Source organism: Alphaproteobacteria bacterium HT1-32, assembly GCA_009649675.1.
In the GTDB taxonomy this organism is placed as follows: domain Bacteria; phylum Pseudomonadota; class Alphaproteobacteria; order Rhodospirillales; family HT1-32; genus HT1-32.
Map to the genome: position 1 here is coordinate 428242 of WJPL01000002.1, position 22671 is coordinate 450912.

18 protein-coding genes are annotated in these 22671 nt (G+C 57.0%); 9 read left to right on the top strand and 9 right to left on the bottom strand.

The genetic code is table 11. The annotated features are described in order from the left end of the window. Nucleotides 1-25 precede the first annotated feature (25 nt). The 5 genes from GH722_13480 (at nucleotide 26) to GH722_13500 (ending at nucleotide 5628) form a co-directional block, all read left to right on the top strand. A complete protein-coding gene (locus GH722_13480) occupies nucleotides 26-1051 on the top strand; it encodes an MBL fold metallo-hydrolase (protein MRG72774.1) in 1026 nt (341 codons plus the stop codon). 29 nt (nucleotides 1052-1080) lie between these two features. Then, entirely contained in the window at nucleotides 1081-1533 is a 453-nt protein-coding gene (locus GH722_13485; GenBank protein ID MRG72775.1) for a GNAT family N-acetyltransferase, read from the top strand. Between the two features lie 50 nt (nucleotides 1534-1583). Further along, complete coding sequence (locus tag GH722_13490) at nucleotides 1584-2447, top strand: MBL fold metallo-hydrolase (GenBank protein MRG72776.1); 864 nt, start codon at nucleotides 1584-1586, stop codon at nucleotides 2445-2447. Between the two features lie 293 nt (nucleotides 2448-2740). Continuing rightward, nucleotides 2741-4576, top strand: a complete 1836-nt coding sequence (locus tag GH722_13495; GenBank protein MRG72777.1) for a ribonucleoside-diphosphate reductase subunit alpha — start codon at nucleotides 2741-2743, stop codon at nucleotides 4574-4576. Continuing rightward, on the top strand, nucleotides 4567-5628 hold the full coding sequence (locus GH722_13500) for a ribonucleotide-diphosphate reductase subunit beta (protein ID MRG72778.1): 1062 nt from the start codon (nucleotides 4567-4569) through the stop codon (nucleotides 5626-5628). Before GH722_13495 ends, GH722_13500 begins: the two co-directional genes overlap by 10 nt. Before the next feature lie 3 nt (nucleotides 5629-5631). On the opposite strand, the gene GH722_13505 is transcribed toward GH722_13500, so the two are convergent. Both GH722_13505 and GH722_13510 read right to left on the bottom strand, forming a co-directional pair. Beyond that, nucleotides 5632-7548, bottom strand: a complete 1917-nt coding sequence (locus tag GH722_13505; protein MRG72779.1) for an AsmA family protein — start codon at nucleotides 7546-7548, stop codon at nucleotides 5632-5634. 88 nt (nucleotides 7549-7636) lie between these two features. Continuing rightward, nucleotides 7637-8065, bottom strand: coding sequence for an acyl-CoA thioesterase (locus tag GH722_13510; GenBank protein ID MRG72780.1), 429 nt, complete (start codon nucleotides 8063-8065; stop codon nucleotides 7637-7639). Between the two features lie 114 nt (nucleotides 8066-8179). Between GH722_13510 and GH722_13515 the strand changes: the two genes are divergently transcribed. Then, nucleotides 8180-9226 (top strand): malate/lactate/ureidoglycolate dehydrogenase, encoded by a 1047-nt coding sequence (locus tag GH722_13515; GenBank protein MRG72781.1) that lies wholly within the window; start codon nucleotides 8180-8182, stop codon nucleotides 9224-9226. Nucleotides 9227-9595: 369 nt separating this feature from the next. After that, nucleotides 9596-10915 (top strand): mechanosensitive ion channel, encoded by a 1320-nt coding sequence (locus tag GH722_13520; protein MRG72782.1) that lies wholly within the window; start codon nucleotides 9596-9598, stop codon nucleotides 10913-10915. Between the two features lie 22 nt (nucleotides 10916-10937). On the opposite strand, the gene GH722_13525 is transcribed toward GH722_13520, so the two are convergent. From GH722_13525 to betA, 3 genes are all read right to left on the bottom strand, one after another. Beyond that, nucleotides 10938-12341: an MmgE/PrpD family protein gene (locus GH722_13525; protein MRG72783.1), complete on the bottom strand. Its 1404-nt coding sequence runs from the start codon at nucleotides 12339-12341 to the stop codon at nucleotides 10938-10940. A gap of 62 nt (nucleotides 12342-12403) precedes the next feature. Beyond that, nucleotides 12404-12895: a PAS domain-containing protein gene (locus tag GH722_13530; GenBank protein MRG72784.1), complete on the bottom strand. Its 492-nt coding sequence runs from the start codon at nucleotides 12893-12895 to the stop codon at nucleotides 12404-12406. Between the two features lie 153 nt (nucleotides 12896-13048). Continuing rightward, nucleotides 13049-14701, bottom strand: coding sequence for a choline dehydrogenase (gene betA / locus GH722_13535; protein ID MRG72785.1), 1653 nt, complete (start codon nucleotides 14699-14701; stop codon nucleotides 13049-13051). A gap of 58 nt (nucleotides 14702-14759) precedes the next feature. On the opposite strand from betA, the gene GH722_13540 reads away from it, so the two are divergent. Then, complete coding sequence (locus tag GH722_13540) at nucleotides 14760-15476, top strand: HAD-IA family hydrolase (GenBank protein ID MRG72786.1); 717 nt, start codon at nucleotides 14760-14762, stop codon at nucleotides 15474-15476. A gap of 3 nt (nucleotides 15477-15479) precedes the next feature. On the opposite strand, the gene GH722_13545 is transcribed toward GH722_13540, so the two are convergent. The 4 genes from GH722_13545 to GH722_13560 form a co-directional block, all read right to left on the bottom strand. Then, nucleotides 15480-16736 carry an FAD-dependent oxidoreductase gene (locus tag GH722_13545; protein MRG72787.1) on the bottom strand — a complete coding sequence of 419 codons (1257 nt, stop codon included), beginning with the start codon at nucleotides 16734-16736 and terminating at the stop codon, nucleotides 15480-15482. Between the two features lie 4 nt (nucleotides 16737-16740). Next, nucleotides 16741-18969 carry a TRAP transporter fused permease subunit gene (locus tag GH722_13550; protein ID MRG72788.1) on the bottom strand — a complete coding sequence of 743 codons (2229 nt, stop codon included), beginning with the start codon at nucleotides 18967-18969 and terminating at the stop codon, nucleotides 16741-16743. Between the two features lie 99 nt (nucleotides 18970-19068). Beyond that, complete coding sequence (locus GH722_13555) at nucleotides 19069-20061, bottom strand: TAXI family TRAP transporter solute-binding subunit (GenBank protein MRG72789.1); 993 nt, start codon at nucleotides 20059-20061, stop codon at nucleotides 19069-19071. Nucleotides 20062-20174: 113 nt separating this feature from the next. Continuing rightward, nucleotides 20175-21452, bottom strand: a complete 1278-nt coding sequence (locus GH722_13560) for an FAD-dependent oxidoreductase (GenBank protein MRG72790.1) — start codon at nucleotides 21450-21452, stop codon at nucleotides 20175-20177. Between the two features lie 190 nt (nucleotides 21453-21642). Between GH722_13560 and GH722_13565 the strand changes: the two genes are divergently transcribed. Then, nucleotides 21643-22587 (top strand): LysR family transcriptional regulator, encoded by a 945-nt coding sequence (locus GH722_13565; GenBank protein ID MRG72791.1) that lies wholly within the window; start codon nucleotides 21643-21645, stop codon nucleotides 22585-22587. The last annotated feature ends 84 nt before the right edge of the window (nucleotides 22588-22671 follow it).

A 22671-nucleotide genomic window follows, 5' to 3' on the forward strand; every position in this document is an offset into this window, starting at 1 on the left:
CAAAACTGATTTTCGGGAGCGAGATGTGACAGACCGGATCGATTATATCTTTGAGGGGCAACCGGCAGGTGGTGAAGCCTGGCAGGTGGCAGAGGGTGTGTTCTGGATACGGATGCCGCTGCCATTCGCACTCGACCATATAAATCTGTGGCTGCTTGAAGATGGTGATGGCTGGACAGTTGTGGATACCGGGATCAACCGGGAAGAAATCAAGGACCTGTGGGAGACGGTGTTTACCTCGGTGCTGGGTGGCCGCCCGGTAAAACGTCTGATCTGCACGCATTATCATCCCGATCATATGGGGCTGGCCGGCTGGCTGACGGAACGGCTTGGTGTCGGGATGTGGGCTACGGACGGTGAATGGCGCATGGCGGCACAAGTCCACGCCAAGGATGATGCCGATTTCTCGGGTGAACTGGAGATCATGTATCGCAAATGCGGGTATGATGAAGGCTTCATCGGACGGGTGCATGAACGCGGAAACCCCTATCGCCGTCGTGCAGGCAGCATACCTGACCCGGCACATATTCTGGCAGACGGAGACCGGATCGAGATAGGCCGGCATTCCTGGCAGGTCATCGTCGGGCGGGGGCATGCGCCGGAACATGCCTGTCTGTTCAGTGAGAAAGCTGGCGTGCTCATATCAGGCGATCAGGTCTTGCCGAAGATTACCCCGAATATCAGTGTGCAGGCCGGTGATCTGGAGGCGGATCCGCTGGCACAGTATCTGGCCTCACTGGATCTGTTCGAGCCATTGCCGGACAACACACTGGTACTGCCGTCACATAAATGGCCTTTCCGGGGGTTGAAACAGCGCCTGCAATCGCTGCGTGACCACCATGCAGACCGGCTGGAGGAAACCCTGCTGGGTTGCGTGACTCCGCGCACGGTTCGCGAAGCGGTGCCAATCCTGTTCCGCCGTGAACTGAACGATCACCAGCTGTTCTTTGCCATCGGTGAGGCCCTGGCTCACCTCAATCATCTCTGGAAGCTTGGTCGTCTGACCCGAACCGTTGACGAGGATGGTATCTGGCGGTTCGTCAGAAGCTGATAGCGGCAAACGGGAGAGCAGGTTCCCACATGTCTGGTGACTTCGAACGCGATGGCTATCGGTTTGTTGATGTTCCGGGTCAGCTTGATCCGGAATGGATGACGAATGCAGTTCTCAGTTCCTACTGGGGTGGCAGGCTCGGCCGTGAGCAGGTCCGGGAGTCACTTGAGAACGCACGGCTGTTCGGCCTGCTGGATCAGCAGGGGCATCAGGTCGGGATGGCCCGGGTGGTGACCGACGGAACCCGCTTTGCCTGGCTGTCTGATGTGATCATTGCAGAAGATCTGCGCGGTCGTGGTCTGGGGCAGTGGATGCTCGGTCTGATTTTCGGATCAGCGGGGCTGCGGCGTGTTGACCGCTGGCTGCTGGCAACCGGCGACGGCCATGACCTGTATCGCCGGTTCGGCTTTGTGTCGACCGATGTGGACGGAAAGTTCATGGTCCGAACAGTGGGCAGTCCGGGCTCAATGAGTGTGGAATAATACGATATCAGTATGTAGAATTAGGGTGGTATCAACTTACAGGATCACCCATGCCGCAGCCGGATATCACCGCCTTCTTCGACAAGCTCACATCGACACTCAGCTATGTCCTGTCAGATCCGGAGACCGGAGCCTGCGCGGTTATTGATCCGTTGCTGGGATATGATGCGGCATCCGGTCACACCAACAGCACGGGCGCCGAGGAAATCGCGACCTTTGTCGAGAGCAGGGGGCTGACCTGTGTCTGGTTGCTCGAAACGCATGTCCATGCGGATCATCTGTCAGGGGCGGCCTGGCTGAAAAACCGTCTGGGAGGTCGTATTGGTATTGGCAGTGGTGTCTGCGCGGTACAGCAGAATTTCGTCCGTATTTTTGACCTGGCGGATGAAGTGGCGACAGACGGGTCGCAATTCGATCATCTGTTCGTCGATGGTGAAGATTTCGAAATCGGGAAGTTACGGGGGCAGGTGATGGCGACCCCCGGGCATACGCCGTCCTGCGTCAGCTATCTGGTCGATGGCAATGTTTTTGTCGGCGACCTGTTGTTCATGCCGGATTTCGGCACCGCCCGCTGCGACTTTCCGGGCGGGTCAGCCCGTGAACTCTATAACTCCGTGCAGAAGGTTCTGGCGCTGCCTGACGAGACAAATATCTATACCTGTCATGACTATCAGCCCGGTGGCCGGGAGTTGCGCTATCAGGCTACCGTTGCCGAGCAGAAAGCCTCGAATCTACATATAGGGGGTGATGCCACCGCGGACGGATTCGTCGCCATGCGTGAATCCCGTGATTCGACTCTTGCCATGCCGGGGCTGATCATTCCGGCCATTCAGGTGAATATCCGGGCCGGAAATCTGCCGGATCCTGCGGATAACGGCACTTCCTATCTGCGGGTTCCGCTCAACATTCTCTAGCGGTCAGCGCCAGCACCGGCAGCCAGGATAGAACCTGTCATATTTGCCCGTCGCCAGTGCAGCCCGGGCCATCAATTAATCCGCCTTCGGAACAATCCGCAGAAACCCAGTGAGTCGCGGAGCGGCAACCGGTTTTTGCCATTATTTCGACAAGAATTCAGTCGACAGCGCACCGAGATTTGGTATCTTCCCTCTGCCCGGCCACTACATCTAGGGGATATGCCCGGGTTTCAAAACTATTATCCACAGGCTGTGGATACCGGGAATGTAAGGCCTCGCAAGGGAGATCGGGTGTGCTGGACGTCGTACAATTAGCTGAGGGCAGTGCCGTCACTGTGGATAGATCACGGGACGCGCTGCTGACGGAATTTGGCAAAGCTACGCTGACTGACCGATATCTGATGCCGGGTGAGAGCTTTCAGGATCTGTTTGCGCGGGTCTCCAGCTACTATGCGGATGACAATGCGCATGCCCAGCGACTCTATGATTACATGTCGCGTCACTGGTTCATGCCGGCCACGCCGGTACTGTCGAATGGCGGCACAAAACGGGGGCTGCCGATTTCCTGTTTTCTGAATGAATCGACAGACAGCCTGAATGGTATTGTCGATCTGTGGAACGAGAATGTCTGGCTTGCCGCACGCGGTGGCGGCATTGGCAGCTACTGGGGCAATCTGCGGTCGATCGGCGAGACGGTCGGCGGCAATGGCAAGACATCCGGTGTCGTGCCCTTCATCCGGGTGATGGATTCGCTGACACTGGCGATCAGCCAGGGGTCACTGCGGCGTGGTTCGGCGGCGGTCTATCTGCCGATCAGCCATCCGGAAGTTGAAGAGTTCATCGAGATTCGCCGTCCGACCGGTGGCGATCCGAATCGCAAGGCGCTGAACCTGCATCACGGTATCGCCATTACCGATGATTTCATGCGTGCTGTGGAACGTGATGGCGACTGGAAACTGAAAAGTCCGAAAGACGGTTCCACCATTCGTGTGGTGCGGGCCCGTGACCTGTGGATTCGCATGCTGACGGCCCGGATTGAAACCGGCGAGCCTTATATGCTGTTCATTGATCATGTGAACCGGGCGATTCCGGAACATCACAAAATGGCCGGCCTGCAGGTCAAAACCTCAAACCTCTGCTCGGAAATCACCCTGCCGACCGGGATCGACCAGAACGGTGAAGACCGCACCGCTGTCTGCTGCCTGTCCTCGCTCAATCTGGAGCGGTACATGGACTGGCGCGACCATCCGACATTCATCGAGGATGTTTTCCGCTTCCTCGACAATGTGCTGAGCGATTTCATCAAGAACGCGCCGGAAAGCATGAAGCGTGCAGCTTATGCCGCGATGCGGGAACGCTCGGTCGGTCTGGGGGTCATGGGCTTTCACTCCTTTCTGCAGTCGCAGAATGTGGCCTTTGAAAGTGCCATTGCGAAAGCCTGGAACAAGAAAATCTTCAAGCATATCCGGGGACAGGCCGATGAGGCCTCGACCATGCTGGCTAAAGAACGTGGTGCCTGCCCGGATGCGCAGGACTATGGCGCGATGGAACGCTTCTCGAACAAGATCGCGATTGCGCCGACCGCTTCCATCTCGATCATTGCCGGCAATTCATCGCCGGGTATTGAGCCGTTTGCCGGTAACAGTTTTGTCCAGAAAACGCTGTCGGGCACCTTTAACGTGCGCAACAAGAACCTGGTGAAGGTGCTGGAGGAGAAGGGCCAGAATACGGAAGAAGTCTGGTCCTCGATCACCACCCGGGAAGGGTCGGTTCAGCATCTCGATTTCCTTGATGATCATGAGAAGATGGTCTTCCGTTCGGCGTTCGAACTGGATCAGCGCTGGATCATCGAACATGCGGCTGACCGTACGCCGTTTATTTGCCAGTCGCAGTCAGTGAACCTGTTCGTTCCGGCAAATGTTCATAAACGCGACCTGCACCAGATGCATTTTCAGGCATGGAAGAAGGGCGTGAAGAGCCTTTACTATTGCCGCTCGAAGGCGATCAACCGGGCGGAAATTGTTTCCAGCATCAATTCGCGCAGCGAACCCGCCAGCAGCGGTCAGATTGACCTGCCGCTGGTCGCTGCAGCTTCCACCGATTACGAGGAGTGCCTGGCATGTCAGTGACGTCCGCCGCCGCACGTGTTGAAGATCAGGACGAACCGACAGCCGTCATCATTACCGATCGGGATATCGCAACGCTTCATTCAATTGAGCGCCCGACCCTGCTGACCCCGTCTGTTGGCTACAAGCCGTTCCGTTATCCCTGGGCGTTTGAAGCCTGGCAGTCGCAGCAGCAGATGCACTGGCTGCCGGAAGAAGTGCCGCTGGCCGATGACGTGAAGGACTGGCATCGCGAACTGACGGAATCGGAAACCCATCTGCTGACGCAGATTTTCCGGTTTTTCACCCAGTCAGATATCGAAGTGAATAACTGCTACATGAAGCATTATTCACGGGTGTTTCAGCCAACTGAAATCCAGATGATGCTGGCCGCCTTCTCCAATATGGAGACGGTGCATATTGCTGCCTACAGCCATCTGCTTGATACCATCGGCATGCCGGAACTCGAATATCAGGCCTTCCTCAAATACAAGGAGATGAAGGACAAGTACGACTATATGCAGCAGTTCAACGTGGACAGCCCACGCGATATTGCCCGCACACTGGCCGTCTTCGGTGCCTTCACGGAAGGCCTGCAACTGTTCGCCTCCTTCGCCATGCTGCTGAACTTCCCGCGCTTCAACAAGATGAAGGGCATGGGACAGATTGTGACATGGTCCGTCCGCGACGAGACGCTGCACACGAACTCAATCATCAAGCTGTTCCGTACCTTTTGTGATGAACATCCGGAAGTGCTCGATGATGCCTTTCGCACCGAACTGATTGAAATCTGCGAACATATCGTCAATCACGAAGACGCCTTCATCGACCTGGCCTTCGGTCTTGGCCCGATTGAGGGGCTGACGGCGGAAGATGTGAAACGCTATATCCGCTACATCGCCGATTACCGGCTGAAACAGCTGGGTCTCGCCCCGCAATATTTCATCGAAACCAACCCGCTGCCCTGGCTCGACAACATGCTGAACGCGGTCGAGCACACCAACTTCTTCGAAAACCGGGCCACGGAATATACCCGTGCCGCGACCACAGGGAAATGGGACGAAGCGTTCGACTGAGGATTACCGGCTTCCCGGTCTGCCTGGTGCGGCTTTCCGGGCTTCTTCGATCAGCCAGTCGCAGTTAACCTGCGCTTCCTCATCGGGCAGGGAGAAGAAGGGGAAGGGGTCGATGCCGCCGATGCGGATGTCCGGATCCTGCAATGGTCCGCGGATGCTGACAGGAGCCTTCAGGTCGATCAGGCTGAAATCCCGTTCCCGTGCTTCTACACGGATGTCGAGACTGCGTGCGCCGATATCAACGCTGCCTTCCGTCAGGAGCAGACTGTCACTGGTGGAGATAACACCTCGTTTGAAGGACAGGACGCCCCTGTTCGCGGTAATGGCTGCGACGGCACAGGGCATGTCGACGCTGACATCGCCACCGATCAGCAGACCAAGACTCTCCGCGATGTCGAGACCGGCCGCCTCGACAATCAACCCGCTGATCCGGCCATTGCGCAGGACCAGATGACCGCCACCGTTTGCGGCTTCCAGAATTTCGGCGAAGTTCATGCCGCTTCCGATGACATAGATACGGCCTGAAACGGCGCCGCCCATCTGCTGCACGAAATCTGTATCTTCAAAGAAGCGATAGAGTTCGACGCCGTCAAGAGTCACATCAATGTCGGCGGACGGGATGTCATCGCGGACATTCAGGGCGATTTCCCCGGTCAGCTCACCATTGGCAATCCCAGCTTTCAGCGGTTTTACGGTGAGCCGGTCGTCTTTCAGGATGAAATGCATGTCAATATTATCGACCTTGGCAACCGGTGACAGCACGCTGTCGGCGATCAGCCGGATATCGATCTCGGCACTGCGGAACAGGGCGACGGGGATTTCGGTTTCCGGAAGCAGGCCCTGTTGCTCCGCAGCCTTCTGCTGACTTTCCGAGGCGGTCTCATCCGGATCCGGCTGGGCACCGATCAGCCCTGCAAGGTCATCAAAGTCGAGCCTTTTCGAATATATGCTGCCGGTCAGGCGCGGCTCTTCATTGCCATAATCGACGGTCAGGGTTCCCGATGCATCACTGTCGCCAATCCTTCCGGCGAAATCCTCCAGCGAGATGGCCTTGTCACCGAACAGAACCGTGCCATTCAGATCATAAGGCGGGGTGGTCGGGAGGGGCAGGCCGAACGGGACCCCCAGATCGGCAAAGTCGTCGCCGGTCAGGCGGACGGAGGTGAGGCGGGTCTCGCCATCTTCCGATGTCGCAAGCTGTCCTTCAATGCGCAACCGGGTGGGGCCGTCAATGGCGATCCGGACAGGGTACAGACCGTCCGGATTAATCAGACGATCAAAGGCACCGCCGGCAAATTCAAATGTGAACGGGGACTGGTTGATTGTCCCGTTACCTTTCAGGAAGACATCCTGCTTGCCGCGCAGGACGCCTTCAATATTGGCGGCAAGCAGCAGGTCGCTGCGTTGTGAAGTGATGTCGAGGTAGCTGATCTTCACATCAGCAATCTCGATCTCTCCGATTGAGGGGATTTCCGACCGCTCTTCCGGGGCTGCCGCGTCGCCGGCTGATGAAGCAGATGACCAGTTCAGTTTTCCATCAGTGTCGCGGACAATCTCGACACTGCCGCCACGGGCGCGGATCAGCGGGATATCCAGCCGACTGTCGAAAAGGGAGAATAACCGAAACCGGATAGTCAGTTCATCCAGCTCTGCCATCGGCTCTTCAGGGGCCCAGTCGGCATTCGCCACGGAAATATCTGTTGCGGTGATGCCAAGCATCCATCCCTTGTCGAGATAAAGGTCACCGATCGTCGTCTCTCGCCCGAGAGCCGCCGATAAGGCGTTCTCTGCGAAAGGCTTGATATGGTTCCCCTGAACGAAAAAGGTGGCTGCCGTCAGGCCAAGAATGAGGAGCAGCAGTGACCCAAAAGCATATTTCAGAGCATGTTTCATAACCCGTAAACGCCGCAGGGACAGCATGGTTCAGTTATCAGACGGACATCATGCTCAGGGTCGTGATAGAGGGTTAGGGCCGGACGTGGCGCGACAGGCAAAGATGTCTGCCTGGTCAGGTTTTAGCGGGTATCAGTGCCTTTAGTTCATCGGGGATGCGTTTTGCCCGGATGCGGCCGGGTTCCGTCGGATGCTTTTCGGCCCAGACCCGGATCTCGGTGCCTTCTACCGCAAGGCGGTCACCATTCATCATGCGATGCGACAGGACAAATGTCTTGGAGCGCCATTCCTGTATATGCGTCGTGATTTCAAGGTCATCGCCGTAGGTCGAGGGGGACCGGAAGGAGGCGCTGGCATCGACAAGCGGGATGCCGAGGACACCATAGGTTTCCGACAACTTGCGAACGGGCAGACCGACGCTTTCGAACAGCGCGGCTGTGGCCCGGTCAAACCAGCGGAAATACTGCGGATAGAAGACGATGTCGGCCGCGTCACAATCGCCCCATTCAACCCTCTGGATAATCTTGTTTTCCAACATCTGCATCGGCTCCGATCATAAAGCAGGACTGTGGCAAGCGATCTCCCGGCGGTCAATCAACGGGCGGTTGTCATCAGCGCGACAGTAGCCAGAATAAGCGGACCCAGCGGAGAAGGTATCATGCAGAAAGACCATCAGGATTTGCGTCGGGATGTCGAGAACATCCTTCAGGCTGCCGGCAGCAGTGAACAGGAAGCACAGATTGTTGCTGACCATCTGGTGATGGCCAATCTCAGCGGCCATGACAGCCATGGCGTCGGCATGCTGCCGCATTATCTTCAGAATATCCGGCTGGGTGTGCTGCATCCGAACCGGCATGTCCGGAAGGTGAAGCAGGATGGCTCGATTCTGGTGTTCGATGGTCAGGGGGGATACGGGCAGGTGGTCGCCCGCGAGGCGACCGAACAGTCGATCAGGGTTGCCCAGGAGACGGGGCTTGCAGTGGCCGCGCTGCGCGACGCGCACCATATCGGGCGCGTCGGAACCTATGGCGAGCTTTGTGCGGATGCCGGACTGGTTTCCCTGCATTTTGTCAATGTGACAGGTCATCGTCCGCTGGTGGCCCCGCATCGCGGATCAGACGCCCGTTACGCCACCAACCCGATCTGCATCTCGCTTCCGGCCATGGGGGTGGAGGAGCAGGTCGTCCTCGACATGGCGACCAGCAAGGTTGCTCTCGGCAAGATGCGTGTTGCCAACAACCGGGGCGAGACGGTGAAGGATGGTCTGCTGATCGATGCGGACGGGCAGCCGACAAATGACCCGGGAGTCATGTTTTCAGAAAAGATGGGCGCGCTTCTGCCGATTGCCGAACATAAGGGCTATGGTCTGGCAATGATGTGCGAGTTGCTGGCTGGTGCGATTGGTGGTGGTGGTACCATTCAGCCGGGTAATAAAAGAGACACCCGTATCATCAATAATATGCTGATGATCGTCATCGACCCGGTGCGGCTGACGGACAGCGATTACATTGCGACGGAGATGCGGGCGATGTCCGATTATGCGCGCCAGTCTCCGCCCGGTGACGGGCATTCGCCTGTTCTGATGCCGGGTGATCCGGAGCGAGAAGAGCGGCTGTGCCGGTCAAGAGACGGAATATATGTGGAAGATGAAACCTGGCGCCAGATCAGGGAAGCGGCGCGGGAATACGGGGTTGAAATCAGCTAATTCCACCTGTTTGCAAATTGCGAATTAAGGATTTTTCCTCTTTGATTCGCAATTTGCAATTCGCATTCTGCAAATCAGACCTTATTGCATGGCCTGTGCGAAGCTGTAACCGATGAAGGTTGCGATCCCTACCAGAAACACAGGATAGCTGAGATACTGCATGACCCGCGGTAACACTGGCTTTTTGACATCTGTGTAATGTGACATGGCATTCTTCCTTCCTGATCATTCTGGCGATGCAGTTTCGCCTGTGACTAGTATCAGCAAATGACGTGCCAGCTTTTGATCGGGATCAATAATCGTCTCAATAAGAACGGTTTTAATCTGCGGCTTGATTGAACTGGCTGTTCAACCGAACATGTAACCCTGATGCCCGACATTCCGAACCTCCAGCCATATGTTCAATCGGCGATAGAGTGGTTGCTTGCCCACGTTCTGACCGTGGATGCGGGGGTTCAGCTTGCCGCTGTGCTGGTAACGCTCTGTCTTGCACTGGTGCTGCGCGGTCAGATCAAGGCAGGGGTCGCGCGGATGCAGACAATTGCCCGCGGCGGGTTCGTGCTTCGTCGTCTGGCTGCTCTGCCACTTTCGATTTATGTCGTGCTGGTCTGGCTGATTTTGCTTTACCTGATCCTGCTGGTCACCACGGCGGCAGGTGGCAGTCACCGGCTGATCACCATTGCGGTGTCACTACAGACAGCCTGGGTCATTATCCGGCTGACATCCGGTTTGCTGCGCAACCCGCTGGCCTCCAGAACCATGGCATCCGTCGCCTGGGCGCTGGCGGCACTGAACATCATAGGATTGCTGGATCCGACCCTTGCGATGCTGGAAGGGGTCAGTGCGAGTTTTGGTGATTTCCGGATTTCCGCACTTGCCGCCCTCAAGGCGCTGGCGGTTGGTGCCTTCCTGTTATGGGCGGCGCTGGCGGCATCGCGATTTGTTGAACTTCAGATATCACGGTCAGTCTCGCTGACCCCGTCCATTCAGGTGCTGACGTCCAAACTGATCAAGATTGTGCTGATCACGCTGGCAATTGTGGTTGCCCTGTCCGGTGTCGGTATTGATCTGACGGCCTTTGCCGTATTCTCGGGTGCTGTTGGTGTCGGCATCGGGTTTGGCTTGCAGAAGATCATCTCCAACCTGATCAGCGGGGTGATCCTGCTGCTTGACCGCAGTATCAAGCCCGGGGACGTGATCCAGCTGGAAGGTACCTATGGCTGGGTGAATACCTTGTCGGCACGGTATGTGTCGGTGGTGACCCGCGACGGGGTGGAACATCTGATTCCGAACGAGAATCTGATCACCCAGAATGTGATTAACTGGTCTTATTCGTCGCGCAAGGTAAGGCTGCGGGCACCGCTCGGGGTCAGCTATGACACGGACCTGCCACATGCGCTGAAGGTTTGTATGGAGGCTGCGGGCTCTCTCGACCGGGTGCTGAACAACCCGGCACCGAATTGCCTGATTACCGGTTTCGGTGACAGCTCGATTGATCTTGAATTACGCTTCTGGGTGGAAGATCCGGAAGCCGGAGCCGGGAATATCAAGAGTGCGGTTTATCTTGCTGTCTGGGAAGCATTCCGTGAACACGGTATTCAGATCCCGTTCCCGCAGCGCGAGGTTTCCATCACCAACTGGACCGAGACAAAGCAATCGGAAAAGACGCCGCCGCCATCAGAGGACTGAGGCGACGGCGATCATCCGGTTGTTATTCCGCGGCGCTGGCGAGACCGGCACCGGCTGAACGGGTCATGGCAAGATAGGCAGCAACATCCGCCTGCTTTTCAAAGGACAGGGTTGCGGCGACAAACTGGTCACGCTGTGCCTGTGACAGATAGGGTGCGGTAAGGCCGTCGAATTTCTCCCGCAGTTCTTCAGCGGTCTGGAAGTTTTCGGGCTCACCCTTGGGAATCTCGACGAAACGTTCTGTTGTCTTGCCCTTGGCCGTGACGCGGGCGATGCCAGACATGAAACGCGGGAAAGAGGCTTCCGGTTTCGGGTCAATCTGGACATCGACCTTCTTGCAAAGGCTGAGTGTCTCCGAGTCTTTCAGATGCTTTGCATAGTCATCCCAGCCCATGCCGCGTTCGCGAATGGCAACGGCTGCGCAGAACGGCATGGAGAACTGGCCGTCGACGACACTTTTCGGCTGTTGTTTATGGGCCAGCCCGTCACCGATGATTTTGAACCCTGTCTGGGGTAGACCGACATAAACGGCCTCAACATCCGAGGCCGTCAGGTCCTGTTCGGTGCAGATGCTGGCAATGGCCTCCATAGCTGCGTGGCTGTACCGGCAGGTGGGGTAGGGTTTCACGGCCAGGGCAAGCGTTTCCCAGACAGTGCCGAGACCGGCGACCGCTTTTGACGGGTCGGGATTGGGGGCGAAGGAGTTCAGGAACCCATGCTTGCCTTCAATCGGGGTGCGCGCACCAAGATACCCCTCCTGTGCCAGAGTGGCGGCAATCAGACCATTCATTGCTGCGTGGCCAATCTGATAGCGTTTCGTCCAGGCACCGCTCTCAACAAAATGGATGGTTCCGGATGTCTGGCTGAGGCAGATACCGAAGGCATCGAGCATCTGCTCGTCATTCAGGCCGAGAACACGACCCGCTGCGGCAGCAGCACCGAAGGCACCACAGGTGGCTGTCGGGTGATAGCCGCGGTCATAATGGTCTTTCGGCGACAGGGCGAGGGACAGGCGAATCTGGATTTCATATCCGGCGATAATGCCTGCGAGGACGTCACTGCCGGAGGCGCCGGTCATTTCTGCGGCAGTCAGGGCGGCAGGAATAATCGGCGCGGAAGAATGGATCGACCCGGCAGCATGGGTGTCGTCAAAGTCCAGTGAATGTGCGAGTGCGCCGTTGATCAGGGCGGCGGCGGATGCGCCATAGCCTTTCTGGTCGCCAAAGACGGCGTGATTGCCGGTGGCTCCGCCCAGCCGCTCGACCATCCTGATGGTGGCCGGCGTGCTTTCAGCGTCGTGCCGGGCGCGAATGGCGATACCTGATGTATCGAGAAGCAGCAGCTTTGTGCGTTCTGTAACCTCATCAGGAACCTGATCCAGCGATAGCCCGGCAGCGAAAGCGGCGAGTTGTTCTGAAATGCTCATTTGTAACCTCCCGAATGTATTTGTCCTGACAATATCAAAGTCGGAGAGATTGCGGAAGGGATTCAGATGAGTGTGTCGTCAAATTTTTCAGATGAACTGGCGAAACCCATATCCTCTCCGAAGCAGAACAGCTTGTTGATGGTTTCTCCATCATCGCTGAGCGGACAGGATATCGCTTCAATCAGCCGTTTGTCGCCCTGAATACTGGTATAGACATAGCGCTGGAAAACGGGGCGTCGTTGCTCAACGACACGGCTGTATCGCCCTTTGATTATCTCCTGTCCCTGTTGGGCGGGCATTTCGGACTGTAGTTGTCCGACCTTCAGAATCTGATTGTTGATAATGTTCCGGCCGACATAACGCAGCCGGTAATCCTTGCCGCCGTCAATGACATCAACCAGTGTCAGACCAAGCAGCAGGGAAGGAATCTCGATCAGATTGATATCTGAACGTGCGGGAATTTCCTTGCCGCCCCGGGATTGTTCCCAGAACTGCAACGCCGTCCGGACGTTAGACGATACAATTCTCTGCAGAATTTCATCAATCTGCATCATTATCTCCGACGAACGGGGATTGTCTGTTAATCATCAGGTTTCCGATATTCCCCGATTGACATGGTGACCCGCCAGCGGAACGGCAATGATCCTGTCATCTTGCTTCACCCCTTCCGGAATAGACAATTTTTTACCATCTTTTGGCGAAAAAAATTATCGCTGTGATGTTTGCCAGTCCGGATGTTGCCAGACAGCGGCCCCGGAAACGGGAAGCGCAGGGTTACCAAGGATGATGTCAGCTGCTTTTTCGGCGATCATGATGGTCGGCGCATTCAGGTTTCCGCTGGGAATGGTTGGCATGACCGAGGCATCGACGACCCGCAGGGATTCCAGACCATGGATTTTCAGCTCCCCGTCGACGACGGCCTGTTCTCCTGATCCCATCGCACAGGTGCAGCTGGGGTGATAGGCGCTCTCTCCATGCGACCGTACAAAGGCGTCGATTTCATTGTCGGACTGAACATTCTCGCCGGGCGCCAGTTCACCATCCCGGAAGGGCTCGAATGCTTGCTGGGCGAAGATCTCCCGTGTCAGGCGGACGGCGGCCCGCATTTCCTTCCGGTCCTGCTCAGTAGACATGTAATTGAACAGGATTTCCGGATGTGAAGCCGGGTCAGCTGATTTCAGGCGGACATGGCCCCGGGACGTCGGCCGCATGGGGCCGACATGGGCCTGAAAGCCATGCCTGTCACCTGCGGCCCTGCCGTCATAGCTGATCGCAATGGGCAGGAAGTGATATTGCAGATCAGGATGCTCAACACCGGCTTCCGAGCGGATGAAGCCGCCTGATTCAAACAGGTTTGAGGCACCCGGTCCGCGCCGGAACAATAACCATTCCAGACCAATTTTTGCCCGGCCGACAAGACTGAGTGCCGAGTAAAGTGTGATAGGCTGACGACAGCCTATCTGCACATAGATTTCCAGATGATCCTGAAGATTGGCACCGACGCCGGGCAGGTCGGCAACCACGGGAATGTCATGCTCTGCAAGATGGCTGGCAGGCCCGATACCGGAAAGCATCAGAAGCTGAGGCGAGTTGATCGCACCTCCGGACAGAATGATTTCGTCACCCGTGACAGTCTCGCGACGACCGTTCCGCGAGACTGTCACACCAGTGGCGCGTTTTCCGTCGAACAGGATTTTCTCGGTCAGTGTTGAATGACGGACCTCAAGATTTTCTCGCTGTAATGCCGGGCGCAGATAGGCCTTGGCAGCAGACCAGCGCTCACCCTTGTAGGTGGTCTGCTGCATATGGCCGAAGCCTTCCTGCTGATGGCCGTTCATGTCGTCCGTCCGGGGATAACCGGCCTGGATACCGGCTTCGACGAAGGCTTCGTAGAGCGGGTTTTTGCAGGGGCCGTCACTGACATGAAGCGGGCCGCTGTCACCACGGTACTCATCACTGCCTTTCTCCCATGTCTCTGCTTTCCGGAAATAAGGCAGGCAATGGGCGTAACTCCAGTCGGGTAGGGCGTTCGATGCCCAGCGATCATAATCAAATGCGTGCCCGCGGACATAACACATGCCGTTGATGGAAGATGATCCGCCGAGCACACGGCCGCGGGGGCAATACATCTGCCGGTTATCCATGAAAGGCTCGGGCGCGCTCTCATAAAACCAGTTGAATCGGTCATTCTTCAGCGGTTCGGCAAAAGCCCCCGGCATATGCAGGAAAATACTGCGATCCGGTGGTCCGGCTTCGATCAGCAGGACCCGGTTCGCCGGATTTTTACTGAGCCGGTTTGCAAGCACAGACCCGGCTGATCCGGCTCCGACGATTATGTAGTCAAATGAAGTTCTGGCCATACCTCCTCCTTGCCCATGAAGGTGTTAAACGTCAAGCTGACGATAGGAAAATCAGGGAATGAATATCTTCATGGGACATATCAGGGGGCTGCTTTTTGACCGGGACGGGACACTGATCGATTTTCATCAGACCTGGACGCCGGCCTTTACCGAGGCGGCTACTCTTCTGGCAAAAGGTGATCCGGAACTGGTGTCCCGACTGCTGATTGATGCTGGCTATGATCCGGAAACCGGACAATCAGGGCCCGGTTCCATGCTGGCAGCCGCGTCGGATGCCGAACTGGCGGCTTTCTGGGCCACTATGCTGCCGGAAGAAACGGCTGACAGTATTCTGGGCCAGATATCCGGGATATTCTCGGATCATCTGGAATTTGGCGCAGCCCCGGTCTGTGACCTCTCTCTGTTCTGCCAGCAGATGCTGGATCTCGGATATCAGCTGGGGATTGCCACAAACGGCAGCTCCCCCTCGTCAAAGGCAATGATGCGCAGGTTTGGTGTGCATCATCAGTTTGCTTATTACGCGGGTTTTGACAGTGGTCATCAGCCAAAGCCGCATCCGTCGATGGCGCTGGGTTTTTGTGCGGCCACGGGGCTCCGGCCGGAAGAAATTGCGGTTATCGGCGATAGTACACATGACCTGAAGCTGGCCCGCTCTGTAAAGGCGGGGCTTGCAATCGGGGTGCTGACCGGTGCCAGCAGCGCGGATGATCTGCAGCCTTTTGCAGATCATGTCATTCCGAACATTACCTTTCTGGCTGATCTGCTGGCTGATTGAAGATCAGGCGCCGAAACGGGCCGGCCGGAAGATCTCCATTGGAATGTCCGTCGGTTTGTCAGCAACCATCTGCGCGAGCAGTTTGCCTGTGATCGGGCCGGTTCCGAAACCGATATGACCGTGCCCGAAGGCCATCCATAAGCCTTTGTGCCGGGCTGCACTGCCGATCACCGGGCGAGTATCCGGCAGCGAGGGGCGGCTGCCGCTCCAGGGCTGGTTTTCAACGGCTGATCCCAGCGAAATGGCCTGTTCTGCTGCCGGGAAGATAGCCTGAATCTGGCTGTAATCAGGCGGGGCATCACGTTCGGCAAACTGAATGCCGGAGGTGACGCGGATGCCACGTTCCATTGGACTCATGGAAAAGGCACCTTCGATATCGTTGCAGGCGCGGTACAGGGTCTGGCCGTCCCGGACCTGAAAATGTTGATGATAACCACGCTCATAGGCCAGCGGGATGTTATAACCCAGTGGTTTCAGCAGATCGGCAGACCAGGGACCGGCGGCCACAACGACCTGTGCGAAGCCTGTGCTGCCCTGCTCGGTGACTACCGTGAAGCCGTCGCCTGATGGATCGATCCGTTGCACCTGTTGCGCCTGAATGATGCCGCCTTCTGCCTCAAACAAAGCGGCATAGGCTTCGGTGACGCCTCCGGGACTATCGACATTTGAGGCGGATGTGATGAGGACAGCCCCGGCATAGATCGGCTTCAGATGCGGTTCGATCTCGGACAGTTCTTTGGGGCCAAGTACATCGTAGCCGACGCCGTGGCTTCGCATCAGTTCCTGATCCTCGAAGCTGCCATCAAACCCGGCCTGACTGCGATAGAGCTTCATCCAGCCGGTATCGCGAAAGCGGTGTTCAACGCTGGCCTGTCTGGCCAGTTCCAGATGCACAGCGCGTGACCGATAGGCGAAGGCGCTCATCTCGTCGGCGGCTTTCATGAAACTGCTGCGTCTTGCACGCAGCAGAAACCGTGCCATCCATCCTGCATTGCGCGCCAGATAGGCGGGATCATAACGGACAGAGTTGGTCTTGTTGCTGGCAAAGCGATGCAGGTTGCGCAGGATGCGTGGCGAGTTGATCGGAATGAAAGATGCCTGACTGATGGCACCGGCATTGCCATAGGAAGTTTCGCGACCCGGTGCCGTTTTCTCGATCAGGGTTGTCTTGAATCCCTGCCGGTTCAGGAACAGGGCGCAACTGACCCCAACGATGCCGCCGCCAATGACGGCAACACTGTCTGATGCAATCTCCGTCATGATTCTACACCGTGGCAGAGGGGCGGCGTCTGTTCATCAGAATTTGCAGGCCAAGCACCGGCAGGACGATACAGATACCGATGATGTCCGACGTGCCGCTGGGTGCAACCAGCAACAGACCGGCGATGGCCATGATGATCCGCAGTGGTGTGCCAAGCGGGGCTGCAAAGTAATTTGCGACGGCGGTCGCGATGGTGAACACCCCGATACCGCAGGTTATCGAGACCTGCAGGAAGCTTGAAAGCGAGTAATATTCCGGCAGCACAATCAGCATGGTCGGTGCATAGACGAAGACCATCGGGACCATCAGTTTGCCAAGTCCCATCGAGAAGGCGGACAGACCGGTCCGGAACGGATTCGCCCCCGCAATGCCGGCCGCCGCATAGGCTGAGGCACAGACCGGCGGTGTGATTTCCGACATCACGCCGTAGTAGAGCACAAACATATGTGAGGCCAGCGGCGGAACACCGAGCTGTGACAATGCCGGCTGGGCGACGGAAACCAGCATGATGTAGAGCGCGGTGGTCGGCAATCCGGCGCCCATCAGAATGCAGGCCATGGCAACGAAGCAGAGCGACAGGAACAGCTGGATGGAGGGCAGGGTAAAAGCGTCACTGGGGATCCAGGAGACCAGCGGGAAGATGATGTCAGCCAGTTCGGCGGCGCCGTTTGTGACCATGAAACCCATCCGGAAACCGACGCCGGTTGTATTGATAACCCCGACGACGATACCCACTGCGGTCGCTGCGCCACCGACGGCAAGGGCGTACTGAACCCCAAGCCGCATGCTGGACCAGAGCTGGCTGAAATCTTCACGCCGACGCGGATTGAACACGCCGATGAAGATGCAGATCACCAGAACAATGCTGAGCAGCGGATCAAAGACACCGGAGAAATACTTGTCGGCAATGAAGGCCAGCCCGCCAAGTGGCACAATGAGGGTCAGTGGCTTTCGGACAGTGACAAAGCCGACGATGACACAAAGCGTAATGCCCATGAAGGCTGCCATATAGGGCGTGTAGCCACTGAACAGCACATAGATCAGCGCAATCAGCGGCAACATGGTTGGCCAGCCTTCTTTCCAGACGGCTTTCAGTTGCGGCAGGCGATCAGCGGGGAAGCCCTGCAGCCCAAGGCTTTTGGCCTTGAAATGGACGATCGCCAGAACTGCGATGTAATGCATCAACGCGGGTACGATCGCGGCGATCACGATGGTGGTGTAGGGGACTTCCAGAAATTCCGCCATGATGAAGGAGGCGGCCCCCATGATCGGCGGCGTAATTTGCCCGCCGGCACTGGCGGCGGCCTCGACCCCGCCGGCAAAGTGGCCGGGATAGCCCATCTTCTTCATGTTCGGAATGGTCAGCGACCCGGTGGAAACGGTATTCGCAATGGATGAGCCGGAGATCGTGCCGAAGAAGGCCGAGGAAATGACACTGACCTTGGCGGGCCCCCCTGTATAGCGACCGGCGAGGATCATCGCATTGTCGATGAAGAACTGACCAAGCCCCATACGCTGGGCGATGACGCCGAACAGTACGAAATGGAAAACGATGGTGGAGACAACCCACAACGTAACGCCGAAGATACCTTCCTGAGGGAAGTACATATTGTTGATGAACTGGCGCCAGTCGACACCCGGATGGATGAGAATCTGGATCGGCATATAAGGGCCGAGAAGGGCAAAGGCGATGAAGACCAGAATGATGCCGGGCAGGATCGGCCCGATGGTGCGGCGCGCGATTTCCAGCGCCAGCACGACAACGACGGTTCCGAAGAAAATGTCAGAAGTGACCGGATTTCCCTGCCGCAGGGCCTGGTCCGGAATGCTGATTTCAAATCCCAGAATATTGGCTTCGACGCCGCTCCACGAGAAACCGAGATAGAGGGCTGCTGTTACACCGAGAATAATGCAGAGCCAGTCATAGACGGGCACATTGGCAATGATCCACCAGCTGTTCGGGCGGTAGGCCATTGTGCGCTCGTTCCGGAGCATCGGAAAGCCGGTAAAAATCAGGACAAACAGGCCAGCCAGATGGATGCCCATATGCCAGTAATCGACTGGCAGCCCGATACCGGCGGTTATGTAATGATAAAACGCAAAGGCAAGTGTGAAGCCGAAAAGGGCTTTGCGCAGCAGCGGTGCATGTTCACGGTGACTGAGCGTATTGTCGTACTGTTTTTCCAGTTCTTCCGCAGCCTGAACATCAAGCACATCATCTTTGTTGCTCATTACATATACCGCCGGTTTTGGGAGTTTTTGGTGTATCTGCTGGCCGGCGGCGCAGATTGCGCCAACCGGCCAGAGATATGGTCAGTCTGAAGCGATGGGTTACTTCAGCAGACCGGCTTCTTTGTAGAACTTCTCGGCGCCCGGATGCAGCGGCACCCGCAGGTTGGCAATGCCTTTCAGCGCGGTTTCCAGACGGATGACCTTGCCTTTGGCATGGCCGTTATCCAGCAGCGTGCGGGAGGTCTTGCTCCACATGGCTTTGGTAATGCCGTAGATCAGATCGTCCGGCTGGTCAGCGTTGGTCACCAGAATGCCGTTCACAGCAACCGTTTTGACATCATAGTCGAGGCCTTCATAGGTGCCCTTGTCGATTGACGACTCAACGTAGTAGGGCAGGATTTTGCCAACGGCTGCAATTTCAGCATCGGTGAAGGAGTAGAGTTCCATTCCCTTGGTCGAGGAAAGCTGAACCATTGCAGCGACCGGCGTGCCGGCAGCGTAGAAATAGGCATCAAGCTGACCATCAGCGATACGTTCGGCGCTCTGCGAGTTATTGAGTTCTGCCGGGGAGTAGTCGGCACGGGTCAGACCGTTGTCGGCGAGAATCATTTCAACAGCAATCTGCGTACCCGAACCGGCCTGTGCGATGCCAACGCGCTTGCCCTTGAGGTCTTTCAGCGAGCCGAGCTTGCCGCCTTTCGGGAGAACCAGATGCATGTCTTCCGGGAACAGGTTGGCGATTACCCGGAGTTTCGGCTTCTTGTTGCCTTCGAATTTTCCTTCGCCGTGATACGCCTGATACAGGGTTGCAGCACCGGTCAGTCCGGCTTCCATCTGGCCGGCGTCGGTGGCAGTCACGTTATGTGCGGAGGCGTTGGTTGACTGGGCAATCGCGACCAGTCCCGGTACACCACAGCTACCGCCCTTGTCGCAAGGACGTGCACCCGGCGGGCTGGAGATGGCATTGGCGATGATTCCGCCGATCGGGAAGTAAGTTCCGCCTGCGCTGCCGGTGCCGATGCGGAAGAATGTCATCTGCTGGGCCTGGGCGACACCGCTCAGCAGCGTTGCTCCTGCGAGGGCCGCTGCCATCAGAATGGAAGTTTTTTTCACGTCGTTTCTCCTCTGTATTTGACGTTTGGTTGGTCTGAATCGCGTCTGCAGAGGGTCTGCAATCGCGACATCGTGCTACCGGATAATCGGGTTTATGCCTTGACGACTCCCCGTCCCAATTTATCCAGCAGGCCGTGCCAGCCGAGAACGGCCGGAAGAAACCAGGTCCGGCCGTTAAAAAACGGCACGGCTGGCGGTGGGTCGCAGTCAAAGACAGAAGCGCCTTCCGGCGACCCGAGTATTTTCAGGGCGGCTTTCTGACCGATCCAGCGGGCCCAGACGACACCGGAGCCGCAATAGCCGCCGGTGTAATGGGCACCGTCACGCTGGAACAGCAGCGGGATATCAGAGCGGCTGAAAGCAACGAGGCCATTCCATGAATGGCTGATTTTCGTGTCCGACAGCTCGGGATACATCTCAATCAGGCCCTTGAGCAGATGAGCGCCGGATTCTGCCTCGCTTCGCCCGAACATCGAGGAACGTCCCCCCAGAAGAATACGCCGGCCATCGGGTGAGGGGCGGAAATAGCGGTACAGTTTCCGGGTTTCACCCATGCCTCTGCCGGCCGGCATCAGGGTTTTCATAAGGTTTGGCGACAAGGGCTCGGTCGCAATCATGCAACTGGGAATCGGCACGATACGGCGGCGCAGCCATTTGTTTGCGCCGTCAATATAGCCGTTAGCTGCGAAAATGAGATCACGGGCGACCGTTTTGCCCCGTGTGGTGTGAATGACATAGCCATCGCTGACGCGTTCGAACCCGGTTACAGGCGTTTCACCGTGCAATATGGCACCGGACTCGACAGCGACGCGGATCATTTCCTGTACGAATTTCCCGGGATGAAGCATGCCGATATCCGGGCGCACGACCCCGCCACGATACATCGCGGAACCGGTCTCCTTATGCTGCTCCTCTTTCGGGACAACATAACCACCGATATTGAGATGTCGGTTCAGCAGGTCAGTTTCGCGTGCCTGTATGTCGTAATGGTCGTCACTGATGCAGCCTGTAAAGCGACCGGAGAGAACGAAGTCGCAATCGAGTTTCTCTTCGTGGATAAAACGCTGAAGGTCTTTCCGGGCCTCGACACCTTCCCGGTAGAGGGCCAGTCCTTTGGCCTCGCCATACTTCTCTATCGCGGCACTCAGCCCAATGCGGATGTTGCCGCTTGTGATACCGCCATTGCGGGACGAAGCGCCTTCGCCCGGTCGCTGCCGGTCAAAAATCTGCACATTACGTCCGGCGCGGGCCAGGGTAATGGCTGCGCTGAGGCCAGTATAACCGGCACCAATGATGGCAACGTCGCAACGTTCCGCAACCGGGGCCTCCGGAACGGACTTCGGCTCAGCCGCTTCCCACCAGTATGGCAGAAAACGAGTCTGACCGTCTGAATCACGGTTTTCACTCACAGTTTTTATAGTCCCCTGTCATGGTTGCTGATCTTTGTCAGCATTACCGTGAGACAGCATAAACATGCTTGTCCTATAAAACCTATTCATTAATTTTTCTGGATCGATAGGATTTTGCTATACCCTGTGGCGTGACGGGAAGGAGCAACTCATGAATTTGAGACAGCTGGAAGCATTTCAGGAAGTCATGGTCAGCGGATCTGTCTCGGCTGCTGCGCGAACGCTTGGTCGCAGTCAGCCTGCGGTGAGTGCGTTGATATCCACACTGGAGGAGTCGGTCGGTTGTGCCCTGTTTGAACGCCGTGGCGGGAGGTTGCACCCGTTGCCAGAGGCGCATTTTCTGTTTGAGGAATCCCGGGATATTCCGGAGCGTATTGAACGGCTGCGGCTGACCATGCGGGGGGCGCCGGAGGGGGCGAGACATACACTCCGGATTGCCAGTATGCCGGGACCGGCGATGTTCTATCTGCCGGATGTGATCTCCCGGTTCTCCGAAAGTCATCCGGATGTCCGTTTTGTGCTGAACAGCCGGGTCTCAACATCTGTCCGGCAGCTTGTCGCGAACCAGAGTTGCGATATCGGTCTGGTTGATCTGGGTATTGAAGACAGCGATCTCGACAAACCGCTGATCGATATCACGCCAATGACGTTCAACTGTGTCTGTGCCCTGAGAGATGACGAACCGCTGGCCGCCTTGTCAGAGATCACCCCGGCTGACCTGGACGGTCACCCCATGGCATTGCTGTTACCCAGCCATATGACCAACCGGCAGTGTCGCAAGGCGTTTCATGATGCCGGTGCGACCCTGAACGCCCGCTATCAGACGGAAACCTTTATTCCGCATCTGCGACTGGTTGAAGGCGGGAATCTCTGCTCCATCCTCGATCCGATGACTGCCGAGGCCTATGGAATCATGACTCGCAGGGGTGGTGCGGTGATCTTTCGGCCGTTCATCCCTGATATAAAGATGGAAGTGGCGATTCTGACAGCAACCTTTGCCCCGCCCTCCGGGCTGGCAAGGGAGTTTCTGGACATGTTCATGGTCCGGCTTGCCGAGACGACAGCGCGATTCAGTAATGGATTTATTCCCGGCTGACAGACCTGATGACGCTTTTTATTGCGTGGTTTCCGACTTCTGTGACGATATCGTTTCAAACAGTTTCCACGCGGTGAAATCTTC

Coding starts and splice junctions, on each gene's coding strand:
- GH722_13485 (MRG72775.1), top strand. CDS start 1,081: ATGTCTGGTGACTTCGAACGCGATGGCTATCGGTTTGTTGATGTTCCG.
- GH722_13490 (MRG72776.1), top strand. CDS start 1,584: ATGCCGCAGCCGGATATCACCGCCTTCTTCGACAAGCTCACATCGACA.
- GH722_13500 (MRG72778.1), top strand. CDS start 4,567: ATGTCAGTGACGTCCGCCGCCGCACGTGTTGAAGATCAGGACGAACCG.
- GH722_13505 (MRG72779.1), bottom strand. CDS start 7,548: ATGCTGTCCCTGCGGCGTTTACGGGTTATGAAACATGCTCTGAAATAT.
- GH722_13510 (MRG72780.1), bottom strand. CDS start 8,065: ATGCAGATGTTGGAAAACAAGATTATCCAGAGGGTTGAATGGGGCGAT.
- GH722_13515 (MRG72781.1), top strand. CDS start 8,180: ATGCAGAAAGACCATCAGGATTTGCGTCGGGATGTCGAGAACATCCTT.
- GH722_13520 (MRG72782.1), top strand. CDS start 9,596: ATGCCCGACATTCCGAACCTCCAGCCATATGTTCAATCGGCGATAGAG.
- GH722_13525 (MRG72783.1), bottom strand. CDS start 12,341: ATGAGCATTTCAGAACAACTCGCCGCTTTCGCTGCCGGGCTATCGCTG.
- GH722_13530 (MRG72784.1), bottom strand. CDS start 12,895: ATGATGCAGATTGATGAAATTCTGCAGAGAATTGTATCGTCTAACGTC.
- betA (MRG72785.1), bottom strand. CDS start 14,701: ATGGCCAGAACTTCATTTGACTACATAATCGTCGGAGCCGGATCAGCC.
- GH722_13540 (MRG72786.1), top strand. CDS start 14,760: ATGAATATCTTCATGGGACATATCAGGGGGCTGCTTTTTGACCGGGAC.
- GH722_13545 (MRG72787.1), bottom strand. CDS start 16,736: ATGACGGAGATTGCATCAGACAGTGTTGCCGTCATTGGCGGCGGCATC.
- GH722_13550 (MRG72788.1), bottom strand. CDS start 18,969: ATGAGCAACAAAGATGATGTGCTTGATGTTCAGGCTGCGGAAGAACTG.
- GH722_13555 (MRG72789.1), bottom strand. CDS start 20,061: ATGGCAGCGGCCCTCGCAGGAGCAACGCTGCTGAGCGGTGTCGCCCAG.
- GH722_13565 (MRG72791.1), top strand. CDS start 21,643: ATGAATTTGAGACAGCTGGAAGCATTTCAGGAAGTCATGGTCAGCGGA.